Origin of the sequence: Acinetobacter defluvii (genome assembly GCF_001704615.3) — a bacterium.
GTDB lineage: Bacteria > Pseudomonadota > Gammaproteobacteria > Pseudomonadales > Moraxellaceae > Acinetobacter > Acinetobacter defluvii.
The window spans coordinates 2,338,959-2,354,808 of the sequence record NZ_CP029397.2 but is presented as its reverse complement, the minus strand read 5'-3'; the positions used below and the strand labels follow the sequence as shown (position 1 = coordinate 2,354,808).

The window sequence follows — 15,850 nt, the reverse complement described above, 5'->3', positions numbered from 1 at the left end:
GCATTTAAAACTTCAACTGGCCTTTCATTTGGATCACTGCATCTTTCCATAAATATGTCAGTGGTGGTTGAATCAATTGTTGTAAATATAAGTAGATTAGATAAGTTGTAACAGCACCCACAATCAGAATCACAATATTAATGATAGGATTGGATTTGTTACGTTGGGTTACATACCACAATAATGCCAAGACTGCACCCATCATCATGCCACCAATGTGTGCAGCATTATTGATACCTTGAGTAAAGAAGCCAAAGGCAAGGTTAATCGCTAAAATGATTAAAAGGGATTTTTTATCTAAAATAAAACGTTGCTGCGGCGTCGGTGGAAAGAGTGATAATAAAGTAAGCGCACCACCGAGTCCCATCACTGCACCTGATGCACCTGCAGATACACGAGGAATCATGCTTTGATCATGCGTTTGTAAAAAGGTATAGGCATTTTGAATATCAACATAACCACTAAGTAAACTCCCCATCAAACCTGCAAGTACATACAAGCCTAGATAATAAAACTTACCAAAAGTTTCCTCAGCAATATTGCCAAAAATATACAATGCCCACATGTTGAAGCCCAAATGCATCAAACCAAAATGGAAAAACATGCTACTAAATAAACGAAAAGGTTCTTCTAAAAAGGTTAAAGGTGCATAATCTGCTCCCCAGAGTAATGCATCCCGAATACTTGGGTTGTTTATGTTGACCCCTGAAATAATTTGCCAAGCAAATAAACCTACATTGATGATGATTAATAGTAAGGTGATTTTACCTATGGCTTGACGTGGTTGGACTTGGAAAGGTGGTTGCATTTCTGACATAACATTATATTCTGTGCGTTGTTATGCACTTAAGCTTAACATGAATTTTTCTTGAATTTGGAGTAACTGACTGACATGAAAGCCTTTATTGTTCGTAGTTTGTTAATCATTGTCAGTATTCTTATTTTGATTCAGTTGTGGATTTTTTCAAGTTTGGTGTATTGGCGTAGCAATCCTGTCGAAACGACCATGTTTATGCGTTGGACTTATTTGTCAGATTTTAAACCGATCAAGCATCAATGGCGTGATTATGATGAGATCAGCGATAATTTCAAACATGCGATTGTGGCTGCTGAAGATGCTAAATTTCTCGATCATCATGGTTTTGACTGGGATGGTATCGAAAATGCGCTTGAACGTAATATGAAAAAGGAAAAAGTGGTTGCTGGTGGTTCGACTATCTCACAGCAGTTGGCGAAAAATCTATTTTTTTATAATCGTCGTTCTTATATTCGTAAAGGTCAAGAAACCATTGCCACCATCATGATGGAACGCATGTGGTCAAAACAGCGCATTTTAGAAGTGTATATGAACTCGGTCGAGTTTGGCGATCACATTTATGGGGTGGAAGCTGCAACACGGCATTATTATGGAAAAACTGCCAAAAGTTTGACCCGTGAACAAGCGGCATTTTTGGCGGCTATTTTGACAAATCCTAAATATTATCAAGAGCATCCAGATGATCGTAAATTGAATTATCGAAAAGGATTGATCTTAAAATATATGCGTTCAACCCGCATACCGAATTAGTTGTTAAGACATTGCAATACAAATAAATTTATCTTTTAAAAGTGCAGCTAATTGCACTTTTTTATGAAATTGTCACAAAATTGAAGCATACTAATAGAAAGATCTTTAAATGCAGGCGAGTTGCATGAGTAGCGCACCAAATAATCCACCAGCTGAATATACCTATAATGAACGCTATATTAACCGTGAATTGTCAATTTTAGACTTTCATTTACGTGTATTAGAGCAAGCAGTTGACCCTTTACATCCGATATTAGATCGGATGAATTTTTTATTGATCTTTTCACGGAATATGGATGAATTTTTTGAAATCCGTGTTGCTGGTGTGATGGAACAATTGGCTTTGGGGAATGAAAGCCGAAGTCCAGATGGTCTGACACCAAAACAAGTATTAGAGTCTATTTCAAAAACTGCACATGCGGCGATCGAACGTCAATATCGTATTTTAAATGATGAAATCTTCCCAAAATTGCGTGAAGAAGACATTTGTTTTTTACGTCGTGGCGAGTTGACACCTGCACAATCTGCATGGGTTAAAAAATACTTTCAAGAACAAGTTGCTCCTGTATTAACACCGATCAGTCTTGATCCAGCGCATCCATTTCCACGCTTAGTCAATAAAAGCTTAAATTTTATTGTGACTTTGGAAGGTAAAGATGCATTTGGTCGTCAGATTGACCTTGCGGTTGTACCTGCACCACGTTCATTGCCGCGTGTGGTGCGTTTACCTGATGAACTCACAGGTGGCAAAGAGCACTTTGTAATGTTGTCTGCGATTATTCATGAGCATGTATCTGACTTGTTCCCTGGGATGACTGCAACCGGTTGTTATCAATTCCGTGTTACTCGAAATGCTGATTTGGCGTTGAATGAAGATGTGGAGGATCTTGCTAAAGCACTGAAGGGTGAACTCAGCTCACGTCGTTTTGGTCGTGCAGTTCGTTTAGAAGTGACGGAAAACTGTCCTCAGCATATCTATGAATATTTGTTGGATGAGTTTGATTTAGAAGAAGAACAGCTTTATAAGGTCGATGGACCTGTGAATTTGGCACGTTTGGTCTCAAACTTTAAACGACCACATATGCGTTATGATGCACATATTCCTGCAATTCCAAAAGTATTAAAAAAGACTGAAAATATTTTTGCAGCAATGCAAAAACAAGACATTTTACTGCATCATCCATTTGAGTCTTTTGCACCAGTCATCAACTTATTACGTGAAGCGGCACGTGATCCACAAGTATTGGCGATTAAGCAAACTTTATATCGTAGTGGGGCAGATTCAGAAATTGTGCAAGTGCTTGCCGAAGCTGCTCGAAATGGCAAAGAAGTGACTGCTGTGATCGAGTTACGTGCTCGTTTTGATGAAGAATCGAATATCGCAGTAGCAAATGTCTTACAAGAAGCGGGCGCAGTCGTAGTGTATGGCATTGTTGGTTATAAAACCCATGCCAAAATGATTTTGGTGGTGCGTCGAGAAAACAACAAATTGGTGCGTTATGTGCATTTGGGTACAGGTAACTATCATGCGACCAATGCCCGAATCTATACCGACTATGGTTTGATGACCACAGACAAAGAGTTGTGTGAGGATGTACATCGCATTTTCCAAGAACTGACAGGTATGGGCAAAATGGCGAAGCTGAAAAAGCTTCTTCATGCACCATTTACACTGCATGCGCAACTTTTGGCTTTTATTGATGATGAAATTGCCAATGCGAAAGTGGGTAAAGCTGCGCAAATTATTGTGAAAGTCAATGCCTTAACTGAAGTTCAGTTAATTAATAAGCTCTATGAAGCATCGCAAGCTGGTGTACAAATTGATTTGATTATCCGTTCAATTTGCTGCTTGCGTCCAGGCTTACCAAACCTTTCGGAAAATATCCGTGTACGTTCGATTGTGGGACGTTTCTTAGAGCATACCCGTGTTTACTATTTTAGTAATAATGGTAACGCACGAATTTATTGTTCAAGTGCGGACTGGATGGATCGTAATTTATTTAATCGTGTGGAAGTTTGTTTCCCTATCGAAGATCCAGCATTGAAGAAACGTATTTACCAACAAGGTTTATTGAATTATTTAGAAGATAATCAACAAGCTTGGTTGTTACAAGGGGATGGCCATTGGGTTCGTGCTGAGCCAAAAGAAGGTGAGGAGTTGCATAATTCTCAAAGAGCATTGATCGAGGCATTTAAACAGAATTAAGCTTTAAAAAAATGGAGTCAAATGACTCCATTTTTTGTGAATGATGTATTAAATCTTAAAAATAATTTCAAGATTAGTGTAATTCTACAGCAATAATCTTTTGTAAAATTTGTACTAAGACATCAAACTCACTTTGCAGTGGTGTACTTTTACGTGTCACTAATGCCAAAGTACGAGAAGGTGCATTTTCAATCGACTTAACAATCAGTTGTTGATTGCTTTTGAGCATATGCGTATGAACAGCGATTTCAGGTAGAAGAGTAAAGCCTAAATTAGAATTTACCATTTCAACCAATGTCGGCAAAGAGCTTGCTTTTAAGCGATGATCATTTTTACGCTCACCAATTGGACAAGCACTCAAGGTATGATCTCGTAGGCAATGACCTTCTTCAAGTAACATGAGATGAGATAAGTCTAAATCATCTAAAGTACGAGCATTGGCTGTATTTTGGTCAGCTTTATTGCACACCAAAAATAAATTCTCTTTTGCGATCTCTGCCACTTTTAAACCGCGTGTGTCAAATGGTAGCGCCAACATAACCATGTCTAAATTACCATGCTCAAGTTTTTCTACGATTTTTTCACTTTGTGCTTCATGCAAATGTAATTGAATTTTGGGAAGTTGCTTATGAACTTCATTCAAAAGTTGCGACAAAATAAACGGTGCAATCGTTGGAATAATCCCGAGATGTAAATCACCAGTTAAAGGCTCACTCATTTCACGACTTAAACGCATCAAGTCTTGAGCATCAGCGAGTAGAACACGGGCTCGGGCAACGACTTGCTCGCCTAACGGGGTTAAACGTACATTTTGGCGATCACGTTCAACGAGTACGCCACCCAATAAACGTTCTAACTCCATAATCCCACCCGAAAGGGTAGATTGAGTGACAAACGAACGGCGCGCTGCTTCAGTAAAGTGCAACGTCTCAGACAGTGTTACGAGATATGACAGCTGTCTTAGGGATGGTAATGCAGCCATAGTGTCCTAATTTTATGATTTAAAATGATGCGCAAATAAACCGCTAAGCTGAGGAATAAAGTGCGGAGGTATATCATGCCCCATTCCTTGAATTAATTCAAATTTAGCGCCTTTGATTGCCTTTGCCACAGCTTTGCCGTGACTAGGGGGCAGTAAACGATCGCGTGAGCCATGTACTACCAAAGTTGGCTGTTGAATTTGCTTATCTAATTGCAGTAATGAGCCTGTACATAATATTGCTAAAAACTGTTGAAGTACACCCGCTGGATGGTAACTACGTTGATATAATTTACGTGCGATCTGCATCGCTTCCATTTGATTAATATAACCCGGTGAGCCGATGGTTTTAAAAACTTTTAGTGAATGGTTAATAATGCCATCTTCATCATGTGATTCAGGTTTACCTATCAAACTAAAGAGTTGCTTTGGAAATGGTGGGGGAAGTAAGGGTTGATTATTACTGGTAAATAACAAACCCACTTTTTCAATTTTTTCAGGATATTTGGCAGCTAAAATTTGGGAAATCATACCGCCCATAGATGCACCTAAAATATTGACTTTACCTAAGCCCAAATGATCAATTAAAAGTGCTACATCATCTGCCATATCATATAAGTTATAAGGTGCGCCATCATTAGGCAAACCTAATGCAAATCTTCCCATTAATTTATATGAATTTAATCGTGGACCTTTATGACGAATTTTGGAAGATAGACCGATATCTCGATTGTCAAAACGAATGACATGATAGCCTTGATCAATCAATGACTTACAAAAAAAATCAGGCCAAAATAACATTTGCGCACCCAAGCCCATCACTAACAGGATCGTTGGGTTTTTAGGATCACCTCCAGATTCGACATGCAGTTGAATACCATTGCCTAAATCGACTTTGGTTTCTTGCATAAAAGCGGTGTATGGAGAGCTTTGAAATTGGAGTGCGCTATTCATTTTTTATTTTCCTAAAAAGGATGTTCTGTTTTTAGAGCATCCTTAACCTAGAGCGTTAAGCAGAGACTGGAATAAGGTCTGGCACAAGTTTAGTGAGTGCTAAGCGTTGTTTACCTGCAGTTGCACCTAAAAGTACAAAACCACGAAGTGTACCTTCAGCATCGGTTGCTTTTGATAACATGCCATCGTCAAACTCTTCATTGTCCCAAGTGACATCCACGCCAATTGGTGCAGGCAAGACGGTTAGTGGCGCAGCAGGTGTTTTTACTGCTACAGGCATTGCTGGGTAGTGGACATTGGTGCTTTGACCACTTAAGGTTTTGGCTAAGGCACGTGCTTGTTGCATCAAGGGCATAACATATGGCAGTAAAGTGCCATTAACTTCTGCACAGTCCCCAATTGCATAAATATCGGCTTGGTTGGTTTCTAATAAGGTATTGGTAATCACACCACGACTGGTTGCAATATTTGCAGTTTTAGCAAGGTTAATATTTGGCTGTAAACCAATTGCAGAAAGTACAACATCGGCAACCAAGGATTGACCATTTGCTAAAGAAATCACATAACCACGTTCAGTTTTAGACACTTTTTCTACAGTGGTACCAAGGGCAAATTTAATGCCTGATTCTTCAAGATTTTGTTTAAATGCTTGTGCAACATGATTCGGTAATAGGCGACCCAAAGGTTGAGGCGCTAAATCAATTACTGTGACTTGATGTCCTGTATTTTGTAAATCATTGGCAAACTCACAACCAATTAAGCCTGCACCTAAAATAACAACACGTTTATCATCGCATTCGCCTGTTGAGCAATTATCGAGTGAATCACGGAAGGCACGATAGTCCATCAGGGAGTTCACTACATGAATATCATCGCTACCGTCACCAGCGATCGCAAGGCGAATCGGATTTGCACCCACAGCTAAAATCAATTTTGAATAATCTTGTGTTGATACTTGACCATCTTTTTCAAGCGTTAGTTGATGTTTTTCTGCATCAATTGATTTGACCCAAGTTTCAGTTTCAATACGCATATTGAGCTGGGTTGCCATTTTTACTGCATCACCTAAGCCAATTTGGTCAGGGACTTTATTGCCTGCTAAAGCGTTAGAAAGCGTAGGTTTTGCATAATTCACCGCATCATCTGCGCAAATCATCACAAGTTCTTGTTCTGTGTTTAATTTACGAAATTCTCTTGCTAGGGTATAACCCGCCATGCCTGAACCTATGATGACAACTGGTTGCATATCATTCTCCATACTACTTTTAATCTTATACAAGTGATAAAAAAGACCATGTAAACATGGTCTTTTACGGGCTGATTATACTTCTACCATTTCAAAATCGGCTTTAGACACGCCACAATCTGGGCACGTCCAGTCATCGGGAATGTCTTCCCATTTTGTACCTGCTGCGATGCCATCTTGTGGCCAGCCTTCTGCTTCGTCATAAATCCAACCACAAACGATGCATTGATATTTTTTCATCTAATTCTCCAAAATCTGACAGATGGCTTGTATTTGCTGTCAGTCACAAATCTTGCTATTACTTTGATGCGAGTGATATGCATTGCAATAGGTACATATTCAAACAAATTTTTACGTAGTTCAAGAACGAATGTAAAATAAATATGGGAGTTTACCGAACTAATCCTAAAGCTGAATGGCAGAGTAGGACAAAAGCACGGTTGTTTGGGCAAATTTAGGGTGTTTTTGTTAGACAATCATAAATTTAATTTTAAGTTTTAGCGCATTTGTTAAGTTTTGGGGGGATGCTGCGTCTTAATTGAAAATGAAAAGCTATTTTATCTTGCATTTTTTTATTCAGGATAAATTAAGTGAAAATGGTAGTATTTAGACGATGGTCTAACAGCTTTCTATAAGATTTTTTAGTATAATGTGATTAAAATAATCAATAGTTAACATTTAGTAAATAAATGACCATTGTTAAATCAATAACTTATAAAAATGAACTGATTTTTCATTGATTTAGTGACTTTAAAAATATCCATATTCTGGTTAAAATTAGGTCATTCTTTTCTTGATACACTCTCCCAATGATGAACATGTCTACAGCTTTGTGGTCTCATATTCGTACTGTCCAAGATTTCCCAAAACCTGGGATTTGTTTTTATGATTTAACACCACTTTTCATGAAAAATCTTGAACCACTCACCGATGCATTAATTGCAAGTATTCCTACAGAACAGCTTGCACAAGTTGAAAGTTTTGTGGCTGTAGAAGCACGTGGTTTTGTTTTAGCAAGCTTATTGGCACAGCGTACAGGCAAGGGTTTATTGTTGGTGCGTAAAGCTGGAAAATTACCACCACCTGTGATCGGTGTCGGATATAGCCTTGAATATGGTTTAGATCGTCTAGAAATGTCAGCAGAAATTCAGCCACAAAAAGTCATGATTGTGGATGACGTATTGGCAACAGGCGGTACTTTAAAAGCGGTAAAACAGTTGATGAATAAGTGTAATCATACTGTATTAGGTGCAAGTATTTTCCTCGATTTGCAAGATTTGCATGGTGATCTTGGTTTAAATATTTGGTCTGTGTTAGATGAACAATCTAAACCTGAAGCTGCAGTTGCTTAATTAAGTTGTTAAGTTAATCATTCTAAAATAATTTTTAAAGCCTTGTGAGTATATGCTTGCAAGGCTTTTTATATGACAAAAGTATCTTGCATATATTTAATCATGTGATTTAAATTTTCAGGTGATGCTAAGCGGTGATGTCCACCTTGCATCATTTCTACATACATATAAGGTTCTAAAATATTTGAAGTTTCATACATATCAAGAATTTCATCACCTAATTCTATATATGCTGTTTGTGGAATATCATGTTCTAAATCATACTCTGTGATCGGTGCGTAATCTGCTCGAAAATCAGGATGTAAGCTTGGATTGGCAACGATGGCAGGAATACGAAAAACTTGTGACATTTTTAATGCCCAATAACCGCCTAAACTATGCCCGACAATAAGTTTAGGTTGAATTTTTTGGATAATATCCTGATATAGCTCTGCCACTGTGTCATAATTTAAATTGCGATAATCAATATCAATACAATACTTTTGTGTAGCATTTAGTGCATGAAACTTAGTTGAATCTTTGGACGAATCAAGCCCATGCATAAATAATATTTTTGACATATACATATTCATTTTTATCACGTTAAAACTGTCTTTTTTCACAAAGAGAGTCGGGTTGATATAGTTTATTTTTCAACTATTTCTAAAAATATTGTACGCATCATCTTTTGAAAATATAGTTAGATTTTGGTCTAAGGCTTTCGCAGAAGCATTTTAGTTTTTGCTGGTTGATCTAAAAAATGCGGATGAGCTAATATTTTTTTAGCTAAAAATTTATCTAAATATTTGTTTTAATAGTTTTTATGGGTTTTGAAATAGTATTGCTTTAAGCATAAGTAAAAAGTTTTTGATGATGTGGATTTACTAAAATGCTGAGTGAGATATAAAGCTCAGACTAAAGTTCTAGGTATAAAGGGTGATGTTTTTAGATTATTTATCTTTGTGGGCAGACTAACTGTATAGGTTGCTCAGCTTCAAAATGTGTAGGTATTCCATTTTCATTATAGGGGTGAAATTGTGAAGAAATTAGCTCCTTATAGACTAAATTATTTAAGGTTGTATCTGATGAAGGATTGAGTAAATTGACAGTATTCACAACACCATTGCTGTTTACAAAAAGTTTAGTTTTAAAGATATAACTACGATCTTTACGGATCACAGCTTGTTCGTAAAAAGGATCATCTTCTCGCAGTTTACAAAATTTTGCTGAAATCTCCGCTAAACGTTGGAAACGGGGTTGTTTTTTCCAAGCGATACCCAAGGGAAATTGAATATTTAAAATATAGCTGGTTGTAGGTTGCACAGTATTCTTCATAGAGCTTTCATATTGCTCAAGCGACATTTGCTTTAACTTTTCGAGTTCTTCATATCGATAATTTTGTGCCAGTTCTAAAGCACGTTGATCTAACATTGGGAATTTGGGGTTTGGATTGAGTAATTTGTGGGAAATGCCTTTATGTTCAGGGTCAGCAATGAGTTCAATTTTCCAAACATAATCTTCAGTGTTTAAATTGGTGTGTTCCAGTCTATTTAAAGTGTGGAGGCTTGGTGCGGAAGTAATTGTTTGATTGGAATTATTTTGCTCAGTCGCCCATGCAGCTGTTATGAAAATTAAGTTGCTTAAAAAAATAATAGAGAATTTAGACATAGGTTGAATATTTAAGTAGGCTTTATTAGAAATTGCTGTGATTGTATGCTGCTTATTATGTTGTAAATCTGCTATGCTATGCAACTTCCGTTTATTGATAAAAAATTTGAGGCAGAGATGACGCAACACAACGCTCAATCGACTTCTGAACAACACATTTCCGAAAACGATTTAATTGCACAGCGTCATGCCAAGCTCAAGCAAATTCAAGATCACGCTAAGGAAACAGGTGTTAGCCCATGGCCAAACACCTTTAAGCGTGAACATTATGCCCAAGATTTACAAGACCAATTCGCTGATCAATCTAAAGAACAAATTGAAGCTGGTGATAAAGTTTATGTAAAAGTGGCGGGTCGTGTGATGTTGAACCGTGGTTCATTCATCGTGATTCAGGACATGACAGGTCGTATTCAGTTATATGTTGCACGTAAAGAACTTGCGCCTGAAGTATTAAACACAATTAAAAGCTTAGACCTTGGCGATATTATTGCGGTAGAAGGTTATATCGGTCGTTCAGGTAAAGGTGATCTGTATGTTCATATTGAACATTTCGAATTACTGACTAAATCACTACGCCCACTTCCAGATAAATTCCATGGTTTATCTGATACTGAAGCGAAATATCGTAAACGTTATTTAGATTTAATCGTGAATGAAGAAACCCGTAAAACTTTTGAGATACGTGCCAAAGTGGTGTCAGGTATTCGTTCATATTTAACTAACGAACGTTTCATGGAAGTTGAAACACCAATGATGCATGTGATTCCAGGGGGTGCATCTGCACGTCCATTTGAAACACATCATAATGCTTTAGATATGCCATTGTTCTTACGTATTGCGCCTGAGCTTTATTTGAAACGTTTGGTGGTAGGTGGTTTCGAGCGTGTATTCGAAATTAACCGTAACTTCCGTAATGAAGGTGTTTCTACCCGTCATAACCCAGAATTCACCATGATTGAATTCTACCAAGCCTATGCAGATTACAAAGACTTAATGGCTTTGACTGAAAACATGCTTGAAAAATTAGCAATCGATATCTTGGGTTCAACCGATGTGCCTTATGGTGAAGAAGTATATAGCTTCAAAGGTCCATTTAAGAAAATCTCAATGTTTGATGCGATTTTGGAACACAATCCACAGTTCACACCTGAAAATGTGGGTGATCGTGACTTCCTTGCAGACTTCGTTAAAAATGAACTGAAAGAGCAAGTAAAACCAGGCTTTGGTTTAGGTAAACTTCAAACCATCGTATTTGAAGAAACAGTAGAAACCAAGTTACGTCAGCCGACCTTCATTACTGAATATCCTGCGGAAACGTCTCCACTTGCACGTCGTAATGATGATAATCCACATATTACCGATCGTTTTGAATTCTTCATCGGTGGTCGTGAGTTGGCAAATGGTTTCTCAGAATTAAATGACCCGATCGACCAAGCAGAACGTTTCCAAGCGCAAGTAGAAGAAAAAGATGCGGGTGATGATGAAGCAATGCATTATGATGCAGACTTTATCGAAGCATTAGAATATGGTTTACCGCCTACAGCAGGGGAAGGCATCGGGATCGACCGTTTGGTGATGCTTTTTGCAAATGCTGCAAGTATTCGTGATGTAATTTTATTTCCACATATGCGTCATAAAAACTAAATTTTGATATAAATAAAAAAGCCACTGACAACAGTAATGCCAGTCAGTTAAGCAAAAAAAGTTAAAATGCTGTAAAAAGAGTGTATGTAAATACGCTCTTTTTTTTATGAAATTATCTCAGAATTTAGATATAACATTACAACAAACCTTGCCTTCACTTTCTCAATTTAGTGAGTTAATTGATTTAAACTGGATTGAAGATTGCTTAAATCAAACAGGTAAAGCATCCATTCGAAAAAGAAAACTTCCTGCTGAACATGTTGTTTGGTTAGTCATTGGACTTGCTCTATTTCGAAACCAACCAATTTGGTATGTAGTTCAGCAATTACAACTTGTTTTCGGTACAACAGAATACTGTGTACCTAGTGCATCGGTACAGGCAAGACAGCGCTTAGGTTTAGAACCTATGAGTGCTTTATTTTCAACATTAAGTCAGGCATGGCTTAAAGACTCACAACAACAATATAATAACTTTCATGGTCTGTGCGTTTGTGCTGTAGACGGCGTGGTTTGGTCTATGCCTCATACCGAAGAAAACTTTAAGCACTTTGGCTCTTCTAAAGGGAAAACAGCAGTTGTTCCTTATCCACAAGTTAGAGCAACTTGTCTTGTGAATACCAATACACATGAAATGATCGATGCCCAAATTGGCAGTATGGATCAAGGTGAATTAACCTTAGCTAGTCAATTAAAAGCACCTGCTCATAGTATTACCTTATTTGATCGTGCTTACTTCTCTGCTGATTTTTTAGTGAGTTGGCAATCTCAGGCAGAAGAAAGTCATTGGTTGATGCGTGCAAAAGATAACCTTCGTTATGAAGTTATTCACAATAATGCCGCCCATGACTTTCAGATAAAAATGCCTGTTTCACCAAGAGCAAAAAAGATCAATCCAGCATTAGGTGATTATTGGGAAGCCCGTTTGCTTGAAGTTGAATATGCAGGAAAAACGAGGCGTTACATTACATCATTGACAGATTCTAAAGCGTATCCATTCAAAGACCTTGCGATGCTTTATATGCAGCGTTGGGAAATAGAAATGTGTTATCGAGAAATTAAAAGTGATTTACAGGATTCAAAGGTTTTAAGAAGTAAGCAACCTGATTTGGTGTATCAAGAATTGTGGGGTGTATTTATAGCTTATAATATTTTGAGACGACAGATGAAATTTATCGCCCAACATGCAAATGTCAGTCCTTTAAGGATCAGTTTCCATATTGCATCCATAGGTATTATCAATATCTTAAGACATACGCCTTTAGAGTCAGCAGGAAACTTACCTAAACATTTAGCACAATTATTTGAACAATCAAAAATATTTGTATTACCTGAAAAAAGGCAGAGAGAATGTTCACGAGTCGTGAAAATTAAAGCACAAAAATATCCAAGAAAATGCCAGTCAATTTCTTAACTGACTGGCATTAACTGACAACAGTGGCTTTTTTGCTTTTATAGTAAATAAATGAAAGATTTTGAATTTTTGCAGATAAGTTTTTGTTTTTAATTTAAATAATATGTAAAATCAATCGAGTTATTTTTGTATTTCTCATGTTTATTTCAGTTTCACTCTATAGCAAAGACAATGAAAAAACCGAGCAATGATATTACTCGGTTTTTAAAATACTTATATGCTTCAATCATGTGAATACATGACATTTATCAAGCTTGTTGAATACCAGCAACCAGCCAATCTTGTGTAGAACCAACTGGTTTTACAAAGTGCCAGATTTCTGTAAATGGAACAGCTTGACTGTTCAAGTCTTCGCTAACAGTTCCTGTAAAACGAACACTGACGACATATTGACCATTTTCTGTCGCTGAATCAGTCACCATCGCATTTAAGTTAGAAAACTCAGCAACATCTTGATCTTGGTTTGCCATGATATCGCTATACATAGACTGATAAAGATCAGGCGTTAAATAACGCTGAATCTCACTAATGTTACTTGCAGTGTTCATGGATTGAATATGATTAAAACGTTGGCGTGCTACACGCAAGAATGCAGCAGGTTCACTACCATCTGGTAATTGCTGACCACTTTGCATTGATGCTGCACCAAATGGTGCTTGCGCAGCAGAACCGGCTACAGATTGACCAAAAATATTGGTGTTATCGCCATTTTGTGATGCAGATGAACGACCAAATGGTGCTGTGCTTGGTCCTGCATTGTTTGGTGCATAAGGGTTAGAAGCTGCTAATTTTTTTTTTGCACCGAATTTACGGAACAAGAAGAATGCAGCACCTGCAATTAGAATGAGCCAAATCCAACTAGGTATGCCACCTTTTTCCTCTTGTTCAGGAGCAGCTTGTTGTTTTGCTAATTCAGCATCATTGGTTTGTGTTTGGTTGTTGTCATCCGCCATTGCATTGGCTGCAATAGCACCGACTGCTGCACCTGCAACACCAGCAGCAACCATTTTACCTACACCAGAACCTGACTTTTGTTGGCTGTTTTGAGCAGGCATTGGTTGTTGTACAGGCGTAGTTTGTCGAGGTTGTGAGTAAGACTGACTCGAAGTTGTAGAACGGCTCATACCATGACTTTTACCGCCACCTGCACGTTTAGCTTCTGCTAAGGGTGCAGCAACCAAGGCAGCCATCAATACACCTGCCATTAAACCACGCTGTCGAACTTCCATTGAATTTTCCTACAAGAAATAATATGTGAATTGAGCTTTTATATATGCCGTTTTTTAGGTGAAATTTCAAGAATGCTTGCCAGTTTTTTGTACAAACATTCACATAAAAGCAACGATTTATTTAAACATGCTCATCACTGAGCTGAATCGCTTCGGTTAATGCTTCATGTAAGCGTGCCACTGCGATGATTTGTACGCCTGCAATGGTTTTTTGTGGTGCATTGCCACGTGGCACAATGATGTATTTAAAACCATGTTTAATGGCTTCTTTTAAGCGTTCCTGACCATTGGGTACAGGACGTATCTCACCTGATAATCCCACCTCACCAAAGACTGCAAGTTGTTGTGGGAGTGCTTTGGAACGTAAGCTGGAAGCACAGGCCAGTAGTACAGCCAAATCAGAACCTGTTTCGGTAATTTTTAGACCACCGACGACATTCACATACACATCTTGCCCTGAGGTTTGCACACCACCATGTCGGTGCATGACAGCCAATAACATATTTAAGCGGTTTTGTTCTAAGCCTAAAGCAACCCGACGAGGTTGTCCATGTGCATCATCGACCAAGGCTTGCACTTCGACCAAAAGTGGGCGTGTGCCTTCACGGCTGATCATTACTACGGAGCCTGGAATAGCTTCATCATAACGACTGAGGAAAATTGCTGAAGGATTAGCAACCTCTTTCAGTCCTTTGTCAGTCATGCCAAAGACACCAAGCTCATTTACCGCACCAAAACGGTTTTTTACTGCACGAATCATACGATAGCGTGAGTCAGATTGACCTTCAAAATACAAAACACAATCCACCATGTGTTCTAAAACACGAGGACCTGCAAGAGCCCCTTCTTTGGTGACATGACCTACAATAAATAAAGCGGTGCCACTGTTTTTGGCAAAACGAGTCAAGAGCGCCGCAGACTCACGGATTTGAGAAACACCACCGGGTGCTGATTGTAAAGTTTCAGTATATAAGGTTTGGATAGAGTCTAAAATGGCAACAGATGGACGTAACTGTGCCAAAGTTTCACAAATACGTTCTACACAAGTTTCAGCCATGACTTGAAGCTTATCGGTGGGCAAGTCTAAACGATTGGCACGCAAAGCAACTTGAGAAAGTGACTCTTCCCCTGTGACATACAGAGCTGAGCTGTTAGCTGCTGCCATATGAGTTGCAGTTTGTAGCAAAATGGTAGATTTACCAATGCCTGGATCACCGCCAATCAAAACCACAGAACCTGTTACCAATCCCCCGCCAAGGACACGGTCAAATTCTCCAATACCTGTCGCAAGACGTGTTTCGGTTGACACCGCAACTTTATTTAAAGTGGTGACATTGGCAGCTTGTCCTGCATAGCCTCCGCCCATCGCTTTAGCACGATGGCTCACCACAGGCTCAATACGCACTTCAGTAAGACTGTTCCACTCGCCACAATCTGAACATTGACCAGCCCATTTCGGATGATCAGTACCACATTGCTGACAACGATAAACAGTTTTTACTTTAGCCATAGTAATTTCATAAAGACTTAAACATTATTTTGACTATACAATAATTTTGTTGGTAGCAGCAGCATATAGGTAAAAAGAGCGACTATTTGAGTCGTGCAAAGTGCA

The 15,850-nt window shown here is 38.3% G+C and carries 14 protein-coding genes; 5 read left to right on the top strand and 9 right to left on the bottom strand.

The window, feature by feature from the left end:
* Nucleotides 1–4: 4 nt before the first annotated feature.
* Nucleotides 5–817 carry a rhomboid family intramembrane serine protease gene (locus tag DJ533_RS13635; RefSeq protein WP_065994901.1) on the bottom strand — a complete coding sequence of 271 codons (813 nt, stop codon included), beginning with the start codon at nucleotides 815–817 and terminating at the stop codon, nucleotides 5–7.
* 75 nt (nucleotides 818–892) lie between these two features.
* On the opposite strand from DJ533_RS13635, the gene mtgA reads away from it, so the two are divergent.
* Together mtgA and ppk1 are read left to right on the top strand one after the other, a co-directional pair.
* Nucleotides 893–1,567: a monofunctional biosynthetic peptidoglycan transglycosylase gene (gene mtgA / locus DJ533_RS13630; protein ID WP_065994900.1), complete on the top strand. Its 675-nt coding sequence runs from the start codon at nucleotides 893–895 to the stop codon at nucleotides 1,565–1,567.
* Between the two features lie 124 nt (nucleotides 1,568–1,691).
* The gene (gene ppk1, locus DJ533_RS13625; RefSeq protein WP_065994899.1) at nucleotides 1,692–3,773 is read left to right on the top strand and encodes a polyphosphate kinase 1; all 2,082 of its coding nucleotides are present in this window, start codon (nucleotides 1,692–1,694) and stop codon (nucleotides 3,771–3,773) included.
* A 73-nt stretch (nucleotides 3,774–3,846) separates the two neighbouring features.
* Here the strand turns inward: ppk1 and oxyR are convergent, their stop codons facing one another.
* The 4 genes from oxyR to rubA all read right to left on the bottom strand — a co-directional run bounded on the left by oxyR (nucleotide 3,847) and on the right by rubA (nucleotide 7,192).
* Entirely contained in the window at nucleotides 3,847–4,755 is a 909-nt protein-coding gene (gene oxyR, locus DJ533_RS13620) for a LysR family transcriptional regulator OxyR (RefSeq protein WP_065994898.1), read from the bottom strand.
* 12 nt (nucleotides 4,756–4,767) lie between these two features.
* A complete protein-coding gene (gene estB, locus DJ533_RS13615; RefSeq protein ID WP_065994897.1) occupies nucleotides 4,768–5,706 on the bottom strand; it encodes an esterase EstB in 939 nt (312 codons plus the stop codon).
* Between the two features lie 55 nt (nucleotides 5,707–5,761).
* The gene (locus DJ533_RS13610) at nucleotides 5,762–6,952 is read right to left on the bottom strand and encodes an NAD(P)/FAD-dependent oxidoreductase (RefSeq protein ID WP_065994896.1); all 1,191 of its coding nucleotides are present in this window, start codon (nucleotides 6,950–6,952) and stop codon (nucleotides 5,762–5,764) included.
* Nucleotides 6,953–7,027: 75 nt separating this feature from the next.
* Nucleotides 7,028–7,192: a rubredoxin RubA gene (gene rubA, locus DJ533_RS13605; protein WP_065994895.1), complete on the bottom strand. Its 165-nt coding sequence runs from the start codon at nucleotides 7,190–7,192 to the stop codon at nucleotides 7,028–7,030.
* A 569-nt stretch (nucleotides 7,193–7,761) separates the two neighbouring features.
* On the opposite strand from rubA, the gene DJ533_RS13600 reads away from it, so the two are divergent.
* On the top strand, nucleotides 7,762–8,304 hold the full coding sequence (locus DJ533_RS13600; RefSeq protein WP_065994894.1) for an adenine phosphoribosyltransferase: 543 nt from the start codon (nucleotides 7,762–7,764) through the stop codon (nucleotides 8,302–8,304).
* 68 nt (nucleotides 8,305–8,372) lie between these two features.
* Here the strand turns inward: DJ533_RS13600 and DJ533_RS13595 are convergent, their stop codons facing one another.
* Nucleotides 8,373–8,864, bottom strand: coding sequence for a YqiA/YcfP family alpha/beta fold hydrolase (locus DJ533_RS13595; RefSeq protein WP_171488566.1), 492 nt, complete (start codon nucleotides 8,862–8,864; stop codon nucleotides 8,373–8,375).
* Nucleotides 8,865–9,237: 373 nt separating this feature from the next.
* Nucleotides 9,238–9,951: a hypothetical protein gene (locus tag DJ533_RS13590; protein WP_148245838.1), complete on the bottom strand. Its 714-nt coding sequence runs from the start codon at nucleotides 9,949–9,951 to the stop codon at nucleotides 9,238–9,240.
* Nucleotides 9,952–10,068: 117 nt separating this feature from the next.
* On the opposite strand from DJ533_RS13590, the gene lysS reads away from it, so the two are divergent.
* Nucleotides 10,069–11,595, top strand: a complete 1,527-nt coding sequence (gene lysS, locus DJ533_RS13585) for a lysine--tRNA ligase (protein ID WP_065994957.1) — start codon at nucleotides 10,069–10,071, stop codon at nucleotides 11,593–11,595.
* A gap of 106 nt (nucleotides 11,596–11,701) precedes the next feature.
* Nucleotides 11,702–13,006, top strand: a complete 1,305-nt coding sequence (locus DJ533_RS13580; RefSeq protein ID WP_109849248.1) for an IS4 family transposase — start codon at nucleotides 11,702–11,704, stop codon at nucleotides 13,004–13,006.
* 248 nt (nucleotides 13,007–13,254) lie between these two features.
* Here DJ533_RS13580 and DJ533_RS13575 read toward each other — a convergent pair whose 3' ends face one another.
* Nucleotides 13,255–14,235, bottom strand: a complete 981-nt coding sequence (locus tag DJ533_RS13575; RefSeq protein WP_065994657.1) for a Tim44 domain-containing protein — start codon at nucleotides 14,233–14,235, stop codon at nucleotides 13,255–13,257.
* A gap of 121 nt (nucleotides 14,236–14,356) precedes the next feature.
* The gene (radA, locus tag DJ533_RS13570; RefSeq protein ID WP_065994656.1) at nucleotides 14,357–15,745 is read right to left on the bottom strand and encodes a DNA repair protein RadA; all 1,389 of its coding nucleotides are present in this window, start codon (nucleotides 15,743–15,745) and stop codon (nucleotides 14,357–14,359) included.
* Nucleotides 15,746–15,850: the final 105 nt, after the last annotated feature.